Raw genomic sequence first — 15,577 nt, 5'->3', positions numbered from 1 at the left:
CGTGATGAGCCTGGACGAAAGCGAACAGAAGATCGACGTGCGCGAAGGCATCGTGCATTCCAGCATTCCGGCCGATGAGCTGGCGCGGCTCAGCGACGACGTCATCAGCGCGCTGAAGACCGTCTACGATCCGGAAATTCCGGCCGACATCTTCGAACTCGGTCTGATCTACAAGATCGACATCGAGGACGACCGGATGGTGAAGATCATGATGACCTTGACCGCGCCTGGCTGCCCGGTTGCCGGCGAGATGCCGGGCTGGGTTGAAAATGCCGTCGGCGCCGTCGAGGGCGTGTCGGGCGTCGAGGTCGAAATGACCTTCGATCCACCGTGGACCCCGGACCGTATGTCCGAGGAGGCGCAGGTCGCGATCGGCTGGTATTAATGCGCCGGTATTGATCCGTTTACCTCGGGCGACTACATTTTGAATCATGAAGCACCGGATCTTGACCCCGGTTGTGGAAGGAGAATGGGCCGATGGGCTTTGCAGTGATGAGCATGACGGACGGGGCCGCGGCCCGCGTCAAGGCGATCGTCGAGAATTCCGGCCCGGAGGCCAAGGGTGTTCGCGTCGGAATCAAGAAGGGCGGCTGCGCCGGGATGGAATATACCATCGACCTGGTGACCGAGCCCAATGCCAAGGACGATCTGATCGAGCGCGACGGCGCCAGGGTCTGGGTCGAACCGTCAGCCGTGCTCTATCTGCTCGGCACCGAAATGGGCTTCGAGCAGACGACGCTGCGCTCCGGCTTCACCTTCACCAACCCGAACCAGACATCGGCCTGCGGCTGCGGCGAATCCGTCGAGCTGAAGCCCGCCGATCTCGCGGCCCTTGCCGCACAGCGCCAGAGTGAGCCGGCGCATTCTTGAGCCGTTAAAACGGCCACCGGCGCTACATCAGTGGCCGCGTAGCGTTGCGAAAGAGCGCTTAATCGCGCTTGATGCTCATCAGCATTTCCCACATGTCGGCGCCGGTCTCGAAGACTACGGCGTTCGCCTTGTAGCTCTGTTCGGCTTCGAGCAGGTCGGTGAGTTCTGTGGCCGGGTCGACGTCCGACGCCGTCGGGCTGACGGTCGCCTGGACTCCGCCTGATGCAACGGAGGTGAGGCTGGTGTTCAGCCTGGCGTAACCTGATGTGCTGCTGTTTGCGACGTTGTTGGCGATCGCGCCGATCCGCGTCGTCTGCGCCCGCATTCCCGAAAGGGCGGTGTTCGTGATGCCGGATATGCTCATCAGCCGTTTCCCCAGAACTGGATAATCGTCTTTTATCTGCAAGGATTTAGAGAATGCTGAAGGCATTGCCTTAGCAAAGACCTACAGGAGTGCGTCCTGCCTGTTCCGGATTGGCACGGAACCAGCTTCGCTATCGCGACGCCACCCAGTCGTGCCAATCGCTTTCATTGCCGTTGAAGACGTTGAGATCGATCTTGCCTTCGACACCTTCGGAAAGGCCGGAGCCGGAATATTGCCAGAAGAGCCATTTGCGGCCCGGATAGACCTTGGAGGGGTGGGCGGCGACCGAGCGCAGCCAGAAGGGATAGTCGAGCATCTGGCCCTTCAAATTGTCGCGGTAGAAATCCGGCGCGGTGTAGATGATCGGGCGCTGACCGTAGTAGCGCTCCAGCTTGTCCATGAAGACCTGCATCTTTTCCCGGACGCGGGCGGGGGAAATGCGCCGCTTGCAGCTCGATTCGCCATTCCATTCGACGTCGATGACGGGCGGAAGCGCGTTTGCTTCCCTCGGTACGTTGCGGATGAACCAGTCTGCCTGTTCGCCGGCCGTCCGGCACCAGTAGAAGAAGTGATAGGCGCCGTGTTTCAGGCCGGCTTCCTTGGCCCGGCGCCAGTTCTTCTTGAACATCGGATCGAGGTGATCGCCGCCGTCCGTCGCTTTGATGTAGACGAAGTTCGCGCCTTGCTTCCTCAAAGTCTCCCAGTCGATTTCGCCCTGCCAGCGCGATACGTCGACGCCGTGCACGGCGAGCTTTCTCGGCGAAGTGGAACCAAAATTGATCGGCTTGGCGTCGCGGAAGCGGTGGCCGTAAATCTGTCCGCGAGACGGCGATTTCCTGCTGGCATCGGGATCGGCGTCCGGGTTGGCGGGCATCAGCATCGCCACCGGTCTTTCCGTCGGCATCGGCATGCCGACCGGCCTGTCGGCGGGCACGAGCGCCTCAGGTTCGGGAACCGGCCCGGTCCAACTCAACGCTTCCTGTGGCGCGCTTGTCTGTGCCGTGTCGCCAACGGCGGCGGCCGGAATCGGGCCGTTCGGTTTGGTGATCGCATTGGTCGTCTCCGGCGACGGCACGTTGCCCAGCACATCTTCGGCGCCGGAACTGGCGGCGCATCCCGACAGGATCAGGGCGGCAAGGAGGATTGCTGGCAAAGCCGATGGACGCATGAGAACCTGCACGCAAAACAAAAAGGTCGACGGCAACATCCCCGCTAAGGAAAAACCGCCCATTTTCAATTGCTAACAGAGACTTGCTAAGAAAGGTTAAATTTGAACTCACTGCCTCGATACGGGCAGAGCCGAGTTCGGCGCCGGCCATGCATTGAGAGCGCCTGCGAGTAGCCCTTGCTAGTCGGCGAGGTTGCCCCTCATCCGGCTGCCGCCACCTTCTCCCCGTCTGACGGGGAGAAGGGGATTTGCCGCGACCTCTCCGTTCCTCGCTAAGCTTTCGCAAGGCACGTCCCCTCTCCCCGTAAGACGGGGAGAGGGTTAGGGTGAGGGGCAGAACTGGTTACGAACCGGACAGCGGGTTACTCTGCTGCTTCCGCATAGCTTTCCACCGGCGGGCAGGTGCAGATCAGGTTGCGGTCACCGTAGACATTGTCGACGCGGTTGACTGGGGACCAGTACTTGTCGACGCGGAAGGCGCCGGGTGGGAAGCAGGCCTGTTCGCGGCTATAGGGCCGGTCCCATTCGCCGACGAGATCTTCCACCGTGTGCGGGGCGTTCTTCAGCGGATTGTTCACCTTGTCCATGGGGCCGTCTTCGATGGCGCGGGCTTCCTCGCGGATTGCCAGCATCGCCTCGCAGAAGCGGTCGAGTTCGGCCTTGGTTTCGCTTTCCGTCGGTTCGATCATAAGCGTGCCGGCCACCGGCCAGCTCATGGTGGGTGCATGGAAGCCGCAGTCGATCAGGCGCTTGGCGACGTCGTCGACGGTGACGCCGGCGCTGTCGACCAGCGGACGGGTGTCGATGATGCATTCATGCGCGACGCGGCCGCTCTTCGACTTATAGAGCACGTCATAGGCTCCCTTCAGCCGGGTGGCGATGTAGTTGGCGTTGAGGATCGCCACCTTGGTTGCCTGCGTCAGCCCTTCGCCGCCCATCATCAGGCAATAGCTCCAGGAGATCGGCAGGATCGAGGCCGAGCCGAAGGCTGCAGCCGAAACCGCGCCGGGACGGCCGTCGGTTTCGGGATGGCCGGGCAGGTGAGGCGCCAGATGCGCCTTGACGCCGATCGGGCCCATGCCGGGGCCGCCGCCGCCATGCGGGATGCAGAAGGTCTTGTGCAGGTTGAGGTGGGACACGTCGGAGCCGATGTCACCGGGCCGGGACAGGCCGACCATGGCGTTCATGTTGGCGCCGTCGAGATAGACCTGGCCGCCATTGGCGTGCACCAGATCGCAGATTTCCTTGACGGTCTCCTCGAAGACGCCGTGCGTCGAAGGGTAGGTGATCATGCAGCAGGAGAGGTTTGCCGCATGCTCCTCGGCCTTGGCGCGGAAATCGTCGAGATCGATGTCGCCGTTTTCGCGCACCTTGACGACGACCACCTTCATGCCGACCATCTGGGCCGAGGCCGGGTTGGTGCCATGCGCCGAGGTCGGGATCAGGCAGACGTCGCGATGACCTTCGCCGTTGGCGATATGGAAGTTGCGGATCGTCAGCAGGCCGGCATATTCGCCCTGCGCGCCGGAATTCGGCTGCATGGAGAAGGCGTCGTAGCCGGTGACGGCGCAGAGCTTTTCGATCAGGTCGTCGATCATCTCGCGGTATCCGAGCGCCTGGTCCGCCGGCACGAAGGGATGAATGTCGGAAAATTCCGGCCAGGTGATCGGCAGCATTTCCGCCGTCGCATTGAGCTTCATCGTGCAGGAACCGAGCGGGATCATCGAGCGGTCGAGCGCCAGATCCCTGTCGGAGAGCCGGCGGATGTAACGCGTCATCTCGCTTTCGGCACGGTTCATGTGGAAGATCGGATGCGTGAGGTAATTGCTGGTCCTGAGCAGACCCTTCGGCAGCCGGTAGGAAGGCTCGAAATCGGCAATCTTGAAATTGCCGCCGAAGGCGCGCCAGACGGCTTCAAGCGTCGCCGGCCGCGTGCGTTCGTCAAGGCTGATGCCGATCTGGGTGTCGCCGACCTTGCGCAGATTGACGCCTTCGGCGACGGCGGCGCGCAGGATGAGGCCCTGCATGTGGCCGACATCGACGGTGATCGTGTCGAAGAAGCTTTCCGGCTCGACCTTATAGCCGAGCTTTTCCAGGCCCTTGGCCATCAGCACGGCCTTCTGGTGCACCTGCTGGGCGATCGCCTTGATGCCCTCGGGACCATGGAAGACCGCATACATCGAGGCCATGACGGCCAGCAGCACCTGGGCGGTGCAGATGTTCGACGTCGCCTTTTCGCGGCGAATATGCTGTTCGCGAGTCTGCAGCGACAGGCGATAGGCGCGGTTGCCGCGGGCATCGACGGAAACGCCGACGAGACGGCCGGGCATGGAGCGCTTGATGGCATCCTTGACCGCCATATAGGCCGCGTGCGGGCCACCGTAGCCAACCGGCACGCCGAAACGCTGCGAGGAGCCGACGGCGATATCGGCACCCATTTCGCCGGGCGATTTCAACAGCGTCAGCGCCAGGATGTCGGCGGCGACGATCGATATGGCGCCGGCCTGGTGCAGGCGGGCGATCAGGCCGGTGAAATCATTGATGTGACCATGCGTGCCGGGATATTGGAAGATCGCGCCGAAGACGTCGACAGGATCGAGATCGGTGAAGGGATTGCCGACGATGACGCTCCAGCCGAGCGGCTCGGCACGGGTGCGGATCAAGGCAATGGTCTGCGGATGGCAGTCGGCATCGACAAAGAAGGCTTTAGCCTTCGACTTGGCGACGCGCTCGGCGATCGCCATGCCTTCGGCAGCCGCGGTCGCCTCGTCGAGCAGCGAGGCGTTGGCGACGTCGAGACCGGTAAGGTCGCAAACCATGGTCTGGTAGTTCAAGAGCGCTTCCAGGCGGCCTTGGCTGATCTCCGGCTGGTAGGGCGTATAGGCCGTATACCAGGCGGGATTCTCCAGGATGTTGCGCTGGATGACCGGCGGCGTGATCGTGCCGTAGTAACCCTGGCCGATCAGCGAGACCAGCACCTTGTTCTTGTTGGCGGTCTCGCGCAGCTTGTCGAGCGCCTCGCGCTCGGTCATCGGCGCGCCCCAGACGAGCGGCGCCTTCTGGCGGATGGCGGGCGGCAGCGTCGCGTCGATCAGCCCGTCGAGGCTGTTATAGCCGATCACCTTCAGCATATCGGTCATCTCGGCCGGCGAAGGGCCGATATGACGGCGATTGGCAAAATCGTAAGGCTGATAGTCGGTGAATTGGAATTCGGTCGGCGTCGTCATTACGCGGTGAGCTCCTTATAGGCGGCCTCGTCGAGCAGGCCGTCGGCGTCCGCGGGATTGGCAAGCTTCAGCTTGAAGAACCAGCCGGCGCCTTGAGGATCGGAATTGACCAGCGACGGATCGGCAACGATTGCCGGATTGACCTCGGTGATCTCGCCGTCGAGCGGACAATAGACGTCGGAAGCGGCCTTGACGGATTCGACGGTCGCGGCATTGCCGTTCTTGGAGAAGGTCGCACCGACTTCCGGCAGTTCGACGAAAACCAGGTCGCCGAGCTGCTCGACGGCATAATTGGTGATACCAACCGTTGCAACGCCGCCTTCGATCTGCAGCCATTCGTGTTCTTCGGTAAATTTCAGCATTGTTCGTCCTCTCTGGAAAAGATTTAGCGTTTGTAGGTCGGCGTAACGAAGGGCAGGGCGCTGACGGTGATCGGCAGATATTTGCCGCGCACTTCGGCGTAGACGAGGGTGCCGGCCGCAGCATGCGAGACCGGCACGTAGCCCATGGCGACGGGGCCTTCGACGCTGGGGCCGAAGCCGCCTGAGGTGACTTCGCCGATTTCGGCCTTGCCCTCGGCATCGGCATAGAGCTTGGCATGGCCGCGCACCGGCGCCTTGCCCTCGGGCTTCAGGCCGACGCGGCGGCGGGCGGCGCCGTTGTCGAGTTCGGAGAGAATACGGCCGGAGCCCGGAAAACCGCCGGCGCGGGCGCCACCCGAGCGCCGCGCCTTCTGCATGGCCCATTCAAGTGCCGCTTCGACGGGCGACGTGGTCGTGTCGATATCGTTGCCGTAGAGGCAGAGGCCGGCTTCGAGGCGCAGCGAGTCGCGGGCGCCGAGGCCGATCGCTTGGACGTCGGGATGTTCGAGCAGCCGCATGGTGACATCCTCGGCCTTATCAGCCGGGATCGAGATTTCGAAGCCGTCCTCGCCGCTATAGCCGGAGCGCGAGACCAGACAGGACACATCGTGCAGGCGGCAGTGGCGCACGTCCATGAATTTCATGGCCGCCACGTCGGCCCAGAGTTCGGCCAGAACCTCGACCGCGCGCGGTCCCTGCAGCGCGATCAGGGCGCGGTTCAGCAGCGTGATGTCGCACCGGTCGCCGATATGGGTCTGCAGATGGGCGAGATCGGCCTCCTTGCAGGAAGCGTTGACGACGACGAAAAGGTGATCGTCGAGATGGCTGATCATCAGATCGTCGAGGATGCAGCCGCTGTCGTCAGTGAAGAAGCCATAGCGCTGACGGCCTTCGGCGAGGCCCAGGATATCGACCGGCACGAGGCTTTCGAGCGCCAGCGCCGCATCCTCGTAGCTGCCCGACTTCGCCTTCACGATGACTTGGCCCATATGGGAGACATCGAAGAGGCCGGCCTCGGTGCGGGTATGAATGTGTTCCTTCATCACGCCTGCCGGATATTGCACCGGCATATCGTAACCCGCGAACGGCACCATGCGGGCGCCGAGTTGGAGATGCAGGGCATGCAGCGGGGTTTTCTTCAGGGCAGCAGTATCGTCCAAAAGACGCCTCCGGGGTTTGCGCCTTCACAGGAAGGCGCGGGCTCAAATCTGAAGGCGCGGCTGCGCACTTCTCTCCTGAGCCCCCTCTGTCCCTTTGCCTGAGATTGTTATCCCTTCGGCGAGCGTTTCGAGAACGCTTCTCTCCAGAGTTCCGTCTGCCCCTTGCTGGTCCTTTGGCCTGAGAGTTTCCGGGGCGGTTGCTCCTTCGGCACCGGTGACAAGCACCGGATTCTCCCAACAAGGTTGGCGCAATTATCCGGCGGCTGTGGCTCTTGGCAAGCGCCAAATGTCGTCACCGGGCAAATTTTTGTCGTCTTATTCCAATCAGGCCTTAAACTGCGGCAAATCTGCTTTTGCATTCGGGGGCGAAACCGGCTATCGCGACTTGCTGTTGAAGGGGATCTTATGCGGCGGACCGGATTGAAAACGACGCTCTTCCTGCGCATGCTTTGCGCCTTGAGCCTGGTTTTGCTCGGCCTTGCGCATCAGGCGCCGCAGGCTGCCGCCTCCGACAGTTACGATGCGAGCGCCTATGTACTGCCCGACGGTACCGTCGCTTCGCTCTGCGTCACGGTGAAGGACGCCGACGGCAAAACCGTCGCCTTCAAGCCGAATTGCGAAGCCTGCCGGCTGTCGGCCTCCGTCCTTCTGCCGACGCCCGATGCGGGCTCATGGCTCGAACGCAAGCTCGCCTCGTTCGTCAATTCGCCGATCGAAACCTCAGCTGTTCCAGGCGCCAGGGCCGTCAGCCGGCCGAACTCCCGCGCGCCACCCGTCCTCGCCTGATCTGCCTTCGCACCTATGATGCAGCATGCCGGTCCGCCCGAGAGAAGTTCGCGGCCGGCGAGGAGATATCCGATGAAGATCAGCAAGACATTTGGCAAGACATTCGCGCTCGCCGCCCTTCTTTCCGCGACCGCATTCGCCGGCGCAGAGGCGCATGTGACCTTCCTCAACAAGGAGGCGACGCAGGACAGCACCATTCTCGCCACGCTGCAGCTGCCGCATGGCTGCGACGGCAAGGCGACCACGGAAGTGCGGGTCAAGCTGCCGGAAGGCTTCGTCTTCGCCAAGCCACAGCCGAAGGCCGGCTGGGAGCTCGAGGTGAGCAAGGGCGACTACCAGAAGAGCTATGACAATCACGGCGATAAGGTGAAGTCAGGCGCGGTCGAGATCCGCTGGAAGAACGGCAATCTCTCCGACGATTTCTACGACACCTTCGTCATCCAGGGGAAGGTATCGGGCGTCGAGGCCGGCACCTCGCTCGCCTTTCCGGTGACGCAGATGTGCGGCGACACGGTCGAGGCCTGGGATCAGGTGGCGAAGGAGGGCGGCGATGCGCATGGGATGAAAAGCCCGGCACCGCTGTTGAAGGTCGTTGCCGGCGAAGACCAGGGTCACGATCATGACGACATGGCGGGCATGGACATGACCAGTAAAACTGGCATGGATATGACCGGCAAAGCCGGCATGGATATGACCGGTAAAACCGGCATGGATACGAGCGGTATGGGGGCTGCGGCGCCGGCCGGAGAAACGGTCAAGGCCGGCGATCTCGAAGTCTCCGGCGGGTTCGCCAAGGCGATGCTGCCCGGCCAGCCGGTCGGCGGCGGCTTTTTCACGGTGAAGAATAACGGCCAGACGGACGATCGGCTGCTGTCGGTGACCTCGCCTGCAGCGGGCGAAGTTCAGCTCCATGAGATGGTGACGAAAGACAACGTCATGCGGATGCGCCAGCTGAAGGACGGCATCGCCATTGCGGCCGGCCAGACGCTCAAGCTCGAGCCCGGCAACCTGCATCTGATGTTCCAGAAGGTGAAGACGCCGTTCAAGCAGGGCGATACCGTGCCGGTGACGCTGACCTTCGAAAAGGCCGGCAAGGTCGAGCTGGTGCTGCAGGTGCTGTCGGCGCAGGGCAAATAAGCGCGACCGATCCAAACGATAAAGCCCGCGGCTGTGCGCAATCGCGGGCTTTCATGAGGGAGGCGGTTGCCTCAGACCTCTTCGTAGGATTGCAGGGCCTGCTTGAGGCCGGCCTGCGGCTGACGGTTGCCTTTGGCCATCAGGTCGAGCGCCACTTCGGTCGACTGGATGATGCTGGAGGGCTCCTCGGCCTGATCCGGGCTATCGGCCTTCAATTGCCGGTCGGCAAGGCGCTTTGCGTCGCGCGCCGCGGTGCTCGTCGCCACACGCTGGGGAATTCTCAGCGATTCGAAGGCAACGGCAGCGGTGTTGGCCGATATGGACAGAAGCTGTGTCATGCCGCTACGGTATCGGCATGATCTTGGCGCCATCATAAGAAAATCATTGGCATTTTACCGGATGGTAAGAATTCATTCCCTCCCGATTGGAATCCCTGCGCAGTTGCGATAAATCCGGCTGATGATCCAGGCTCTTCTCGTCGCCGTCGGCGGCGCTATCGGTTCCCTTCTCAGATATTATGTCGGCCAGTGGACGCTGAGGCTCATGGGCCCGGCCTTTCCCTGGGGAACGCTTGCCGTCAATGTCGTCGGCTGTTTCGTCATCGGCGTCTTCGCCGAGCTGATCGCGCGCCGGTTCAATGCCTCGGTGGAGCTGCGCCTGTTGCTGATCACCGGCTTCCTCGGCGGCTTCACCACCTTCTCGGCCTTCTCGCTGGATGCGATCTCGCTGTTCGAGCGCGGTGAGGCGGTGGCGGGCGGTATCTATATCGTTGCGAGCGTCGGGCTTTCGATGGCAGCAGTCATGTCAGGCCTTGCCGTCATGCGCGCTTTGGCCTGATTTCTTTTCCGGTTTCCGTTTTGCGTGAAAATGCTCTAAAGGCTGCGGCAAGAACGCCGGCTTGGCCCGTGCGGCAATTTCCGAAAGATTTTTTATGGCTGGCATAGAACATATCAAGGTTGAAGCCGACGAAGCGGGCATGCGGCTCGATCGTTGGTTCAAGGTACATTTTCCCGGACTCGGTTTCGGGCCGCTGCAGAAGCTTCTGCGCTCCGGCCAGGTGCGCGTCGACGGCGGCCGTGTCAAATCGGATGCGCGCGTACAGCCCGGCCAGACGGTGCGGGTGCCGCCGCTCGATGTCGATGCGAAGAAGTCCGGGCCGATCGCCGGCAAGGATCTCAAGCATTCGTCCGATTTCGAACTCCTGTCGCGCATGGTGCTGCATGAGGACGATAAGGTGATCGTGCTCAACAAACCGCCCGGCATTGCCGTGCAGGGCGGCTCCGGCGTGGCCCGGCATATCGACCAGATGCTCGAAGCCTGGACCAGCCCGAAGGGCGAAAAGCCGCGGCTCGTTCACCGCCTTGACCGCGATACGTCAGGGGTTCTCGTGATCGCCCGCACCCGCGGCGCCGCACAGAAGCTCACCGCCGCCTTCCGCGAGCGCGACACCAAGAAGACCTATTGGGCGCTGGTCAAGGGCGTGCCGCGCAAGCACGAGGACAAGATCTCGACCTGGCTCGTCAAGGAACCGACAGCCGATGGCGATCGCATGCGCATCGCCAAACACGGCGAGGACGGCGCCGATCATGCGATTTCCTTCTACCGCGTCATCGAAACGGCCGCCCAGAACCTCGCATGGCTGGAAATGGAGCCTTATACCGGCCGTACCCACCAGCTGCGCGTCCATGCCCTGCATATCGGCCATCCGATCATCGGCGATCCGAAATATTTCGACGACGATCCGAACTGGGATTTTCCGGGCGGCGTCCAGAAGAAGCTGCATCTGCACGCGCGCCATATCGACATCCCCCACCCATCCGGCGGCCGTCTGCGCGTCAGCGCACCGCTGCCGCCGCATATGGTGCAGACCTGGAACCTTCTCGGTCTCGACCTTGCCGGCGCCGAAAGGGACAGCGAATGAAACTCGCGCTTTTCGATTGCGACGGCACGCTGGTCGACAGCGCCGGCCTGATCCACGAAACCATGCGCCGCACCTTCGAAAAGTTCGGCAAGCCGGAACCGCGATTTGAAGATACCAAGGCAATCATCGGCCTGTCGCTCGATATCGCCATCGCCCGCATGCAGGGCAGGCCGCATGTCGAGCAGCAGGATATCGAGATGACGGCGCATTACAAATCGCTGTTCTCGGTGGTGCGCCAGGATCTCGACTACAGGGAGCCGCTGTTTCCCGGCATTCGCGAGATGATCGACGCGATATGCGGGCGCGAGGATCTGCTGATCGGCGCGGTGACCGGCAAATCCAGGCGCGGGCTTGATCTCGTGATGGAGACGCACGGCTTCGACCGACATTTCACCGTTGCGCGCACCGCCGACGACTGCCCTTCCAAGCCGCATCCGGCCATGGTGACGGAATGCTGCGACGAAACCGGCATGAATGCGCGCGATGCCATTGTCATCGGCGATGCGATTTACGATATGCAGATGGCAAAGGCCGCCGGCGCCAAGGCGATCGGCGTTGCCTGGGGTTATGCCAGCGTGGATGAGCTGATCGCCAACGGCGCCGATGCGATCGCCTATCATCCGAACGAGATATTGCGCCATTTTTCCTGAGGTGAGCCCATGCGCGACCTGCTGAACGACCTTTCCGAAGGTCTGAGCCATCCCGACCCGATCCGCCGGGCGCAGATCCAGATGAAGAAGCCGCTGCCGAAGCGTTTCTACGCGGAGGTCGCCGTTGCCGAGCATGAGGGTAGTTTTGCCATCACGCTTGACGGCAAGATGGTGCGCACGCCGGCGCGCCAGGTGCTCGCGGTTCCCACAGAGGCGCTGGCGCGTCTTGTCGCCGCCGAATGGCAGGCGCAGGGTGAAGAGATCGATCCCGTGACGATGCCGGTGACGCGGCTTGTCAACACCGCACTCGACGGTGTCGACGCCAACAGGCAGGCGATCTTTGAAGATATCCTGCGCTTTTCCTCGAGCGACCTCATCTGCTACCGCGCCGATGGACCGGAACTGCTGGTCGAGCGTCAGACCGAGCGCTGGGATCCCGTCGTCGACTGGGCGGCAAACGATCTCGGCGCCCGCTTCATCCTTGTCGAAGGGGTGATGCCGCGTGAGCAGCCGCGCGAGGCGACGGCCGCCTTCGCCGTCACGCTCGCCAGATATGACAATCCGATGGCGCTTGCAGCCCTCCACACAATCACGACGCTGACCGGTTCGGCGATCCTGGCGCTCGCCTTGGCCGAGGGTCACTTGACGATGGAGGAGGCCTGGTCGCTTGCCCATCTCGATGAGGACTGGACGATCGAGCACTGGGGCAGCGACGAGGAAGCCGAGGAGCGCCGCGCCAAGCGCTTTGCCGAGTTCAAGGCGGCGACGGACGTTTTTTTCGCCGTAAGCGCCTGAAACATATTGCCTTCCCAGGCATTATGACGAAATCTGCGACTCCAACGGAGGGGTGCAGGATTTGTCATGAATTGGCTGAGGTCATGTTTTTGCCGGGCCGCACTTGTCTGTGTCGCGCTCACGGCCTGCGTCAGCCTCTCGGGCCCCAAGCCGGCGGCGCCGGTCTATGATGTTCGCAGCGCCGTCGTCCTCTCCGGCCCGAACATGCCGGCCGATCTGCTTTCCGGCATCAACGACCGTGTCAATGCCGCCATCAACGCCACGGTACGCGATACCGTGCTGCCGCGGGTGGTGCTGACAATCCGCGTCGTCTCCGTCGAGAAGGGCCTCGGCTTCCAGAAGGACCGCAACATCGCCAAGGTCAGCATCGACGCTGCCTCCGTCGAGGACGGCTCGGTGATCGCCGTCAGCGCCTTCGATGTCACCAGCATCGCCGCCGATCCCAAGCTTGCCGACGAAATCCTGGCCGAGGACGTCGCGGCAAGGATACGCTCGGTTTTCTCACTCAGCGGGCGAAGCCACTAAAGCATGTCGCCAAAATTGTGCAGCGGTTTTGCGGCAACGGCATGCGAGAAAATAAAGACCTGAAGCGCCGGGAGCGAGTCTGAAAGATCGCGACGCGCTTCAGCACAAGCGGCGAGGGAGATCGCATGAAGGAAATTCTCGAAGAACTGGAACGGCGCCGCGGCGTCGCCCGCCTCGGCGGCGGCAAGGCGCGCATCGACGCCCAGCACAAACGCGGCAAGCTGACAGCGCGCGAGCGCATCGATCTCTTCCTCGACGAAGGCTCCTTCGAGGAGTTTGACATGTTCGTCGAACACCGCTCCACCGATTTCGGCATGGACAAGAGCCGGGTTGCCGGCGACGGCGTCGTTACCGGCTGGGGCACGGTCAACGGCCGCACCGTGTTCGTCTTCGCCAAGGATTTCACCGTCTTCGGCGGCTCGCTTTCGGAAGCGCATGCCGAGAAGATCATGAAGGTGCAGGACATGGCGCTGAAGAACCGCGCGCCGATCGTCGGCATCTACGATGCAGGCGGCGCCCGCATCCAGGAAGGCGTGGCGGCGCTTGGCGGTTATGCCGAAGTGTTCCAGCGCAATGTGCTCGCCTCCGGCGTCATCCCGCAGATCTCGGTGATCATGGGTCCCTGCGCCGGCGGCGACGTCTATTCGCCTGCGATGACCGATTTCATCTTCATGGTGCGCGATACGTCGTACATGTTCGTGACCGGGCCGGATGTGGTGAAAACCGTTACCAACGAGACGGTGACGGCGGAAGAACTCGGCGGCGCCGTGGTCCATACGACGCGCTCTTCGATTGCTGATGGCGCCTATGAGAATGATGTGGAAACGCTGCTGCAGGTGCGCCGGCTGATCGATTTCCTGCCGCTGTCGAATACCGCGCCGCTGCCCGAGATCGAATGTTACCAGTCGGTGACAGAGGTCGACATGTCGCTCGATACGCTGGTGCCGGCCAGCGCCAACAAGCCTTACGATATCAAGGAACTGATCCGGAAGGTGGCGGACGAGGGGGATTTCTTCGAGATCCAGGCGAGCTTTGCCGGCAATATCGTCTGCGGCTTCGGACGTGTCGAAGGCTCCACCGTCGGCTTCGTCGCCAACCAGCCGATGGTACTGGCCGGCGTGCTGGACAGCGACGCCTCGCGCAAGGCGGCGCGCTTCGTGCGCTTCTGCGACTGCTTCAACATTCCGATCGTCACCTTCGTCGACGTGCCGGGCTTCCTGCCGGGCACGGCGCAGGAATATGGCGGTCTCATCAAGCATGGCGCCAAGCTGCTTTTTGCCTATGCCGAAGCGACGGTGCCGAAGCTCACCGTCATCACCCGCAAGGCCTTCGGCGGCGCCTATGACGTGATGGCGTCGAAGCATCTGCGCGGTGATCTCAACTATGCCTGGCCGACGGCGCAGATCGCCGTGATGGGCGCCAAGGGCGCAGTCGAGATCATCTTCCGCAAGGATATCGCCGATCCCGAGAAGATCGCCGCACATACGAAAATGTACGAGGACCGCTTCCTCTCGCCCTTTGTCGCCGCCGAGCGCGGTTATGTCGATGAGGTGATCATGCCGCATTCGACCCGCCGGCGGCTGGCGCGCGGGCTGAAGATGCTGCGCAACAAGGACCTCGCCAATCCCTGGAAGAAGCACGACAACATTCCGCTGTGACATCCGAAAATGAATAAAGCTGCCGGCTCAGGTGTTTGCCTGCTGTCGAAAAAGTGAACGGCCGTCAGCGATCCGTGTGTTCAATCCCCGTCGGCGACGGGCTAACGCTCGGCTGCATTGTTTTAAATGGAGAGGTTTTATGTCAACTTTCGAGCGTCTTTCCGCCTATCGCCCCTATGGGCTGGCCGCTCTCAGAATCATCACCGCGCTGCTGTTCATCGAACACGGCACGATGAAGCTTTTCGGCTTCCCGGCTTCGCAGATGTCCGGCTCGCTGCCGCCGCTGATGCTGTTCGCGGCTCTTCTTGAGCTTGTCGGCGGTATCCTCATTCTCATCGGCCTGCTGACGCGCCCCGTCGCCTTCCTGCTCGCCGGCGAAATGGCAGTCGCCTATTTCATGGCGCATGCCCCGAACAGCTTCTTCCCGGCCGTCAACCAGGGCGACGCCGCGATCCTGTTCTGCTTCGTCTTCCTCTACCTGTTCTTCTCCGGTCCCGGCGCATTTTCCGTCGATAACCGCAAGGCAGTCTGAGCCGACACAGACTGCGGGGCATTTGCGATGCCCCGCAGCATTTTCTTCGTCAGGCCGTGAGTTTGAGGCCGGCGATGCCGCCGACGATCAGCATGATGCAGGCAAGGCGGGAGACACTTGCCTGATCGCCAAGCAGCCAGATGCCGAGGAGCACGGTGCCGACTGTGCCGATACCGGTCCACACCGCATAGGCGGTGCCGATCGGCAGGTGCTTCACCGCCAGGCCGAGCAGGACGACGCTGACCACCATGGATATGACAGTCAACGCGGTCGGCAGCGGCCGCGTGAAACCATCGGTGTATTTAAGGCCGATCGCCCAGCCACATTCGAAAAGACCGGCGAGAAAAAGCAGAAACCAGGCCATACGACTCTCCTTGTTCAAGAGCGAGGCCGTCCCCGCGACGGTTGCATCGGTAAGATGC

At 62.4% G+C, this 15,577-nt stretch carries 18 protein-coding genes and 1 riboswitch; of the genes, 11 read left to right on the top strand and 7 right to left on the bottom strand.

Annotated features, from left to right (window positions below; all coding sequences use genetic code 11):
- Nucleotides 1-4 precede the first annotated feature (4 nt).
- Together CO657_RS09520 and sufA are read left to right on the top strand one after the other, a co-directional pair.
- Entirely contained in the window at nt 5-385 is a 381-nt protein-coding gene (locus CO657_RS09520) for an SUF system Fe-S cluster assembly protein (protein ID WP_003586279.1), read from the top strand.
- Nucleotides 386-477: 92 nt separating this feature from the next.
- Entirely contained in the window at nt 478-870 is a 393-nt protein-coding gene (gene sufA, locus CO657_RS09515; protein WP_003586280.1) for a Fe-S cluster assembly scaffold SufA, read from the top strand.
- A 58-nt stretch (nt 871-928) separates the two neighbouring features.
- On the opposite strand, the gene CO657_RS09510 is transcribed toward sufA, so the two are convergent.
- The 5 genes from CO657_RS09510 to gcvT form a co-directional block, all read right to left on the bottom strand.
- Nucleotides 929-1,234: a flagellar basal body rod C-terminal domain-containing protein gene (locus CO657_RS09510; protein ID WP_010066077.1), complete on the bottom strand. Its 306-nt coding sequence runs from the start codon at nt 1,232-1,234 to the stop codon at nt 929-931.
- A 130-nt stretch (nt 1,235-1,364) separates the two neighbouring features.
- Nucleotides 1,365-2,402: a glycoside hydrolase family 25 protein gene (locus CO657_RS09505; RefSeq protein ID WP_003586283.1), complete on the bottom strand. Its 1,038-nt coding sequence runs from the start codon at nt 2,400-2,402 to the stop codon at nt 1,365-1,367.
- A 362-nt stretch (nt 2,403-2,764) separates the two neighbouring features.
- Complete coding sequence (gene gcvP, locus CO657_RS09500; RefSeq protein WP_054183069.1) at nt 2,765-5,629, bottom strand: aminomethyl-transferring glycine dehydrogenase; 2,865 nt, start codon at nt 5,627-5,629, stop codon at nt 2,765-2,767.
- Nucleotides 5,629-5,991, bottom strand: a complete 363-nt coding sequence (gene gcvH / locus CO657_RS09495) for a glycine cleavage system protein GcvH (RefSeq protein ID WP_003586285.1) — start codon at nt 5,989-5,991, stop codon at nt 5,629-5,631. Before gcvH ends, gcvP begins: the two co-directional genes overlap by 1 nt.
- A gap of 23 nt (nt 5,992-6,014) precedes the next feature.
- Nucleotides 6,015-7,151: a glycine cleavage system aminomethyltransferase GcvT gene (gcvT, locus tag CO657_RS09490; protein WP_054183070.1), complete on the bottom strand. Its 1,137-nt coding sequence runs from the start codon at nt 7,149-7,151 to the stop codon at nt 6,015-6,017.
- Between the two features lie 156 nt (nt 7,152-7,307).
- A riboswitch (glycine riboswitch) is annotated at nt 7,308-7,398 on the bottom strand.
- A gap of 158 nt (nt 7,399-7,556) precedes the next feature.
- On the opposite strand from gcvT, the gene CO657_RS09485 reads away from it, so the two are divergent.
- Together CO657_RS09485 and CO657_RS09480 are read left to right on the top strand one after the other, a co-directional pair.
- Entirely contained in the window at nt 7,557-7,937 is a 381-nt protein-coding gene (locus CO657_RS09485) for a hypothetical protein (protein ID WP_054183071.1), read from the top strand.
- A gap of 72 nt (nt 7,938-8,009) precedes the next feature.
- Nucleotides 8,010-9,074, top strand: a complete 1,065-nt coding sequence (locus CO657_RS09480; RefSeq protein WP_054183072.1) for a DUF1775 domain-containing protein — start codon at nt 8,010-8,012, stop codon at nt 9,072-9,074.
- 71 nt (nt 9,075-9,145) lie between these two features.
- Here the strand turns inward: CO657_RS09480 and CO657_RS09475 are convergent, their stop codons facing one another.
- Nucleotides 9,146-9,412, bottom strand: coding sequence for a hypothetical protein (locus CO657_RS09475; protein WP_003586292.1), 267 nt, complete (start codon nt 9,410-9,412; stop codon nt 9,146-9,148).
- Nucleotides 9,413-9,533: 121 nt separating this feature from the next.
- Here CO657_RS09475 and crcB point away from each other — a divergent pair, with 121 nt between their 5' ends.
- From crcB to CO657_RS09440, 7 genes are all read left to right on the top strand, one after another.
- Nucleotides 9,534-9,911 carry a fluoride efflux transporter CrcB gene (gene crcB / locus CO657_RS09470; protein ID WP_003586293.1) on the top strand — a complete coding sequence of 126 codons (378 nt, stop codon included), beginning with the start codon at nt 9,534-9,536 and terminating at the stop codon, nt 9,909-9,911.
- Nucleotides 9,912-10,005: 94 nt separating this feature from the next.
- Nucleotides 10,006-10,995, top strand: coding sequence for an RluA family pseudouridine synthase (locus tag CO657_RS09465; protein ID WP_003586294.1), 990 nt, complete (start codon nt 10,006-10,008; stop codon nt 10,993-10,995).
- Nucleotides 10,992-11,645, top strand: a complete 654-nt coding sequence (locus CO657_RS09460; RefSeq protein ID WP_054183073.1) for an HAD-IA family hydrolase — start codon at nt 10,992-10,994, stop codon at nt 11,643-11,645. Before CO657_RS09465 ends, CO657_RS09460 begins: the two co-directional genes overlap by 4 nt.
- Nucleotides 11,646-11,654: 9 nt before the next feature.
- Nucleotides 11,655-12,440, top strand: coding sequence for an ATP12 family chaperone protein (locus tag CO657_RS09455; protein ID WP_054183074.1), 786 nt, complete (start codon nt 11,655-11,657; stop codon nt 12,438-12,440).
- Nucleotides 12,441-12,506: 66 nt separating this feature from the next.
- A complete protein-coding gene (locus tag CO657_RS09450) occupies nt 12,507-12,965 on the top strand; it encodes a calponin homology domain-containing protein (RefSeq protein WP_054183075.1) in 459 nt (152 codons plus the stop codon).
- 125 nt (nt 12,966-13,090) lie between these two features.
- Nucleotides 13,091-14,623: an acyl-CoA carboxylase subunit beta gene (locus CO657_RS09445; RefSeq protein WP_054183076.1), complete on the top strand. Its 1,533-nt coding sequence runs from the start codon at nt 13,091-13,093 to the stop codon at nt 14,621-14,623.
- Between the two features lie 139 nt (nt 14,624-14,762).
- Complete coding sequence (locus tag CO657_RS09440) at nt 14,763-15,155, top strand: DoxX family protein (RefSeq protein ID WP_054183077.1); 393 nt, start codon at nt 14,763-14,765, stop codon at nt 15,153-15,155.
- Nucleotides 15,156-15,204: 49 nt separating this feature from the next.
- On the opposite strand, the gene sugE is transcribed toward CO657_RS09440, so the two are convergent.
- Nucleotides 15,205-15,519: a quaternary ammonium compound efflux SMR transporter SugE gene (gene sugE, locus CO657_RS09435; protein ID WP_003586300.1), complete on the bottom strand. Its 315-nt coding sequence runs from the start codon at nt 15,517-15,519 to the stop codon at nt 15,205-15,207.
- Nucleotides 15,520-15,577: the final 58 nt, after the last annotated feature.

The organism is Rhizobium acidisoli, assembly GCF_002531755.2.
Lineage (GTDB): Bacteria > Pseudomonadota > Alphaproteobacteria > Rhizobiales > Rhizobiaceae > Rhizobium > Rhizobium acidisoli.
This window is presented reverse-complemented; position numbering and strand designations above follow the sequence as displayed.

Bases quoted from the DNA above. Each gene is read 5' to 3' on its own strand.
- CO657_RS09510 (WP_010066077.1), bottom strand. From the start codon at position 1,234: ATGAGCATATCCGGCATCACGAACACCGCCCTTTCGGGAATGCGGGCG.
- CO657_RS09460 (WP_054183073.1), top strand. From the start codon at position 10,992: ATGAAACTCGCGCTTTTCGATTGCGACGGCACGCTGGTCGACAGCGCC.
- CO657_RS09445 (WP_054183076.1), top strand. From the start codon at position 13,091: ATGAAGGAAATTCTCGAAGAACTGGAACGGCGCCGCGGCGTCGCCCGC.
- CO657_RS09465 (WP_003586294.1), top strand. From the start codon at position 10,006: ATGGCTGGCATAGAACATATCAAGGTTGAAGCCGACGAAGCGGGCATG.
- CO657_RS09505 (WP_003586283.1), bottom strand. From the start codon at position 2,402: ATGCGTCCATCGGCTTTGCCAGCAATCCTCCTTGCCGCCCTGATCCTG.
- gcvH (WP_003586285.1), bottom strand. From the start codon at position 5,991: ATGCTGAAATTTACCGAAGAACACGAATGGCTGCAGATCGAAGGCGGC.
- CO657_RS09455 (WP_054183074.1), top strand. From the start codon at position 11,655: ATGCGCGACCTGCTGAACGACCTTTCCGAAGGTCTGAGCCATCCCGAC.
- crcB (WP_003586293.1), top strand. From the start codon at position 9,534: ATGATCCAGGCTCTTCTCGTCGCCGTCGGCGGCGCTATCGGTTCCCTT.
- CO657_RS09520 (WP_003586279.1), top strand. From the start codon at position 5: ATGAGCCTGGACGAAAGCGAACAGAAGATCGACGTGCGCGAAGGCATC.
- CO657_RS09485 (WP_054183071.1), top strand. From the start codon at position 7,557: ATGCGGCGGACCGGATTGAAAACGACGCTCTTCCTGCGCATGCTTTGC.
- gcvP (WP_054183069.1), bottom strand. From the start codon at position 5,629: ATGACGACGCCGACCGAATTCCAATTCACCGACTATCAGCCTTACGAT.
- sufA (WP_003586280.1), top strand. From the start codon at position 478: ATGGGCTTTGCAGTGATGAGCATGACGGACGGGGCCGCGGCCCGCGTC.
- CO657_RS09440 (WP_054183077.1), top strand. From the start codon at position 14,763: ATGTCAACTTTCGAGCGTCTTTCCGCCTATCGCCCCTATGGGCTGGCC.
- CO657_RS09475 (WP_003586292.1), bottom strand. From the start codon at position 9,412: ATGACACAGCTTCTGTCCATATCGGCCAACACCGCTGCCGTTGCCTTC.
- sugE (WP_003586300.1), bottom strand. From the start codon at position 15,519: ATGGCCTGGTTTCTGCTTTTTCTCGCCGGTCTTTTCGAATGTGGCTGG.
- CO657_RS09450 (WP_054183075.1), top strand. From the start codon at position 12,507: ATGAATTGGCTGAGGTCATGTTTTTGCCGGGCCGCACTTGTCTGTGTC.
- CO657_RS09480 (WP_054183072.1), top strand. From the start codon at position 8,010: ATGAAGATCAGCAAGACATTTGGCAAGACATTCGCGCTCGCCGCCCTT.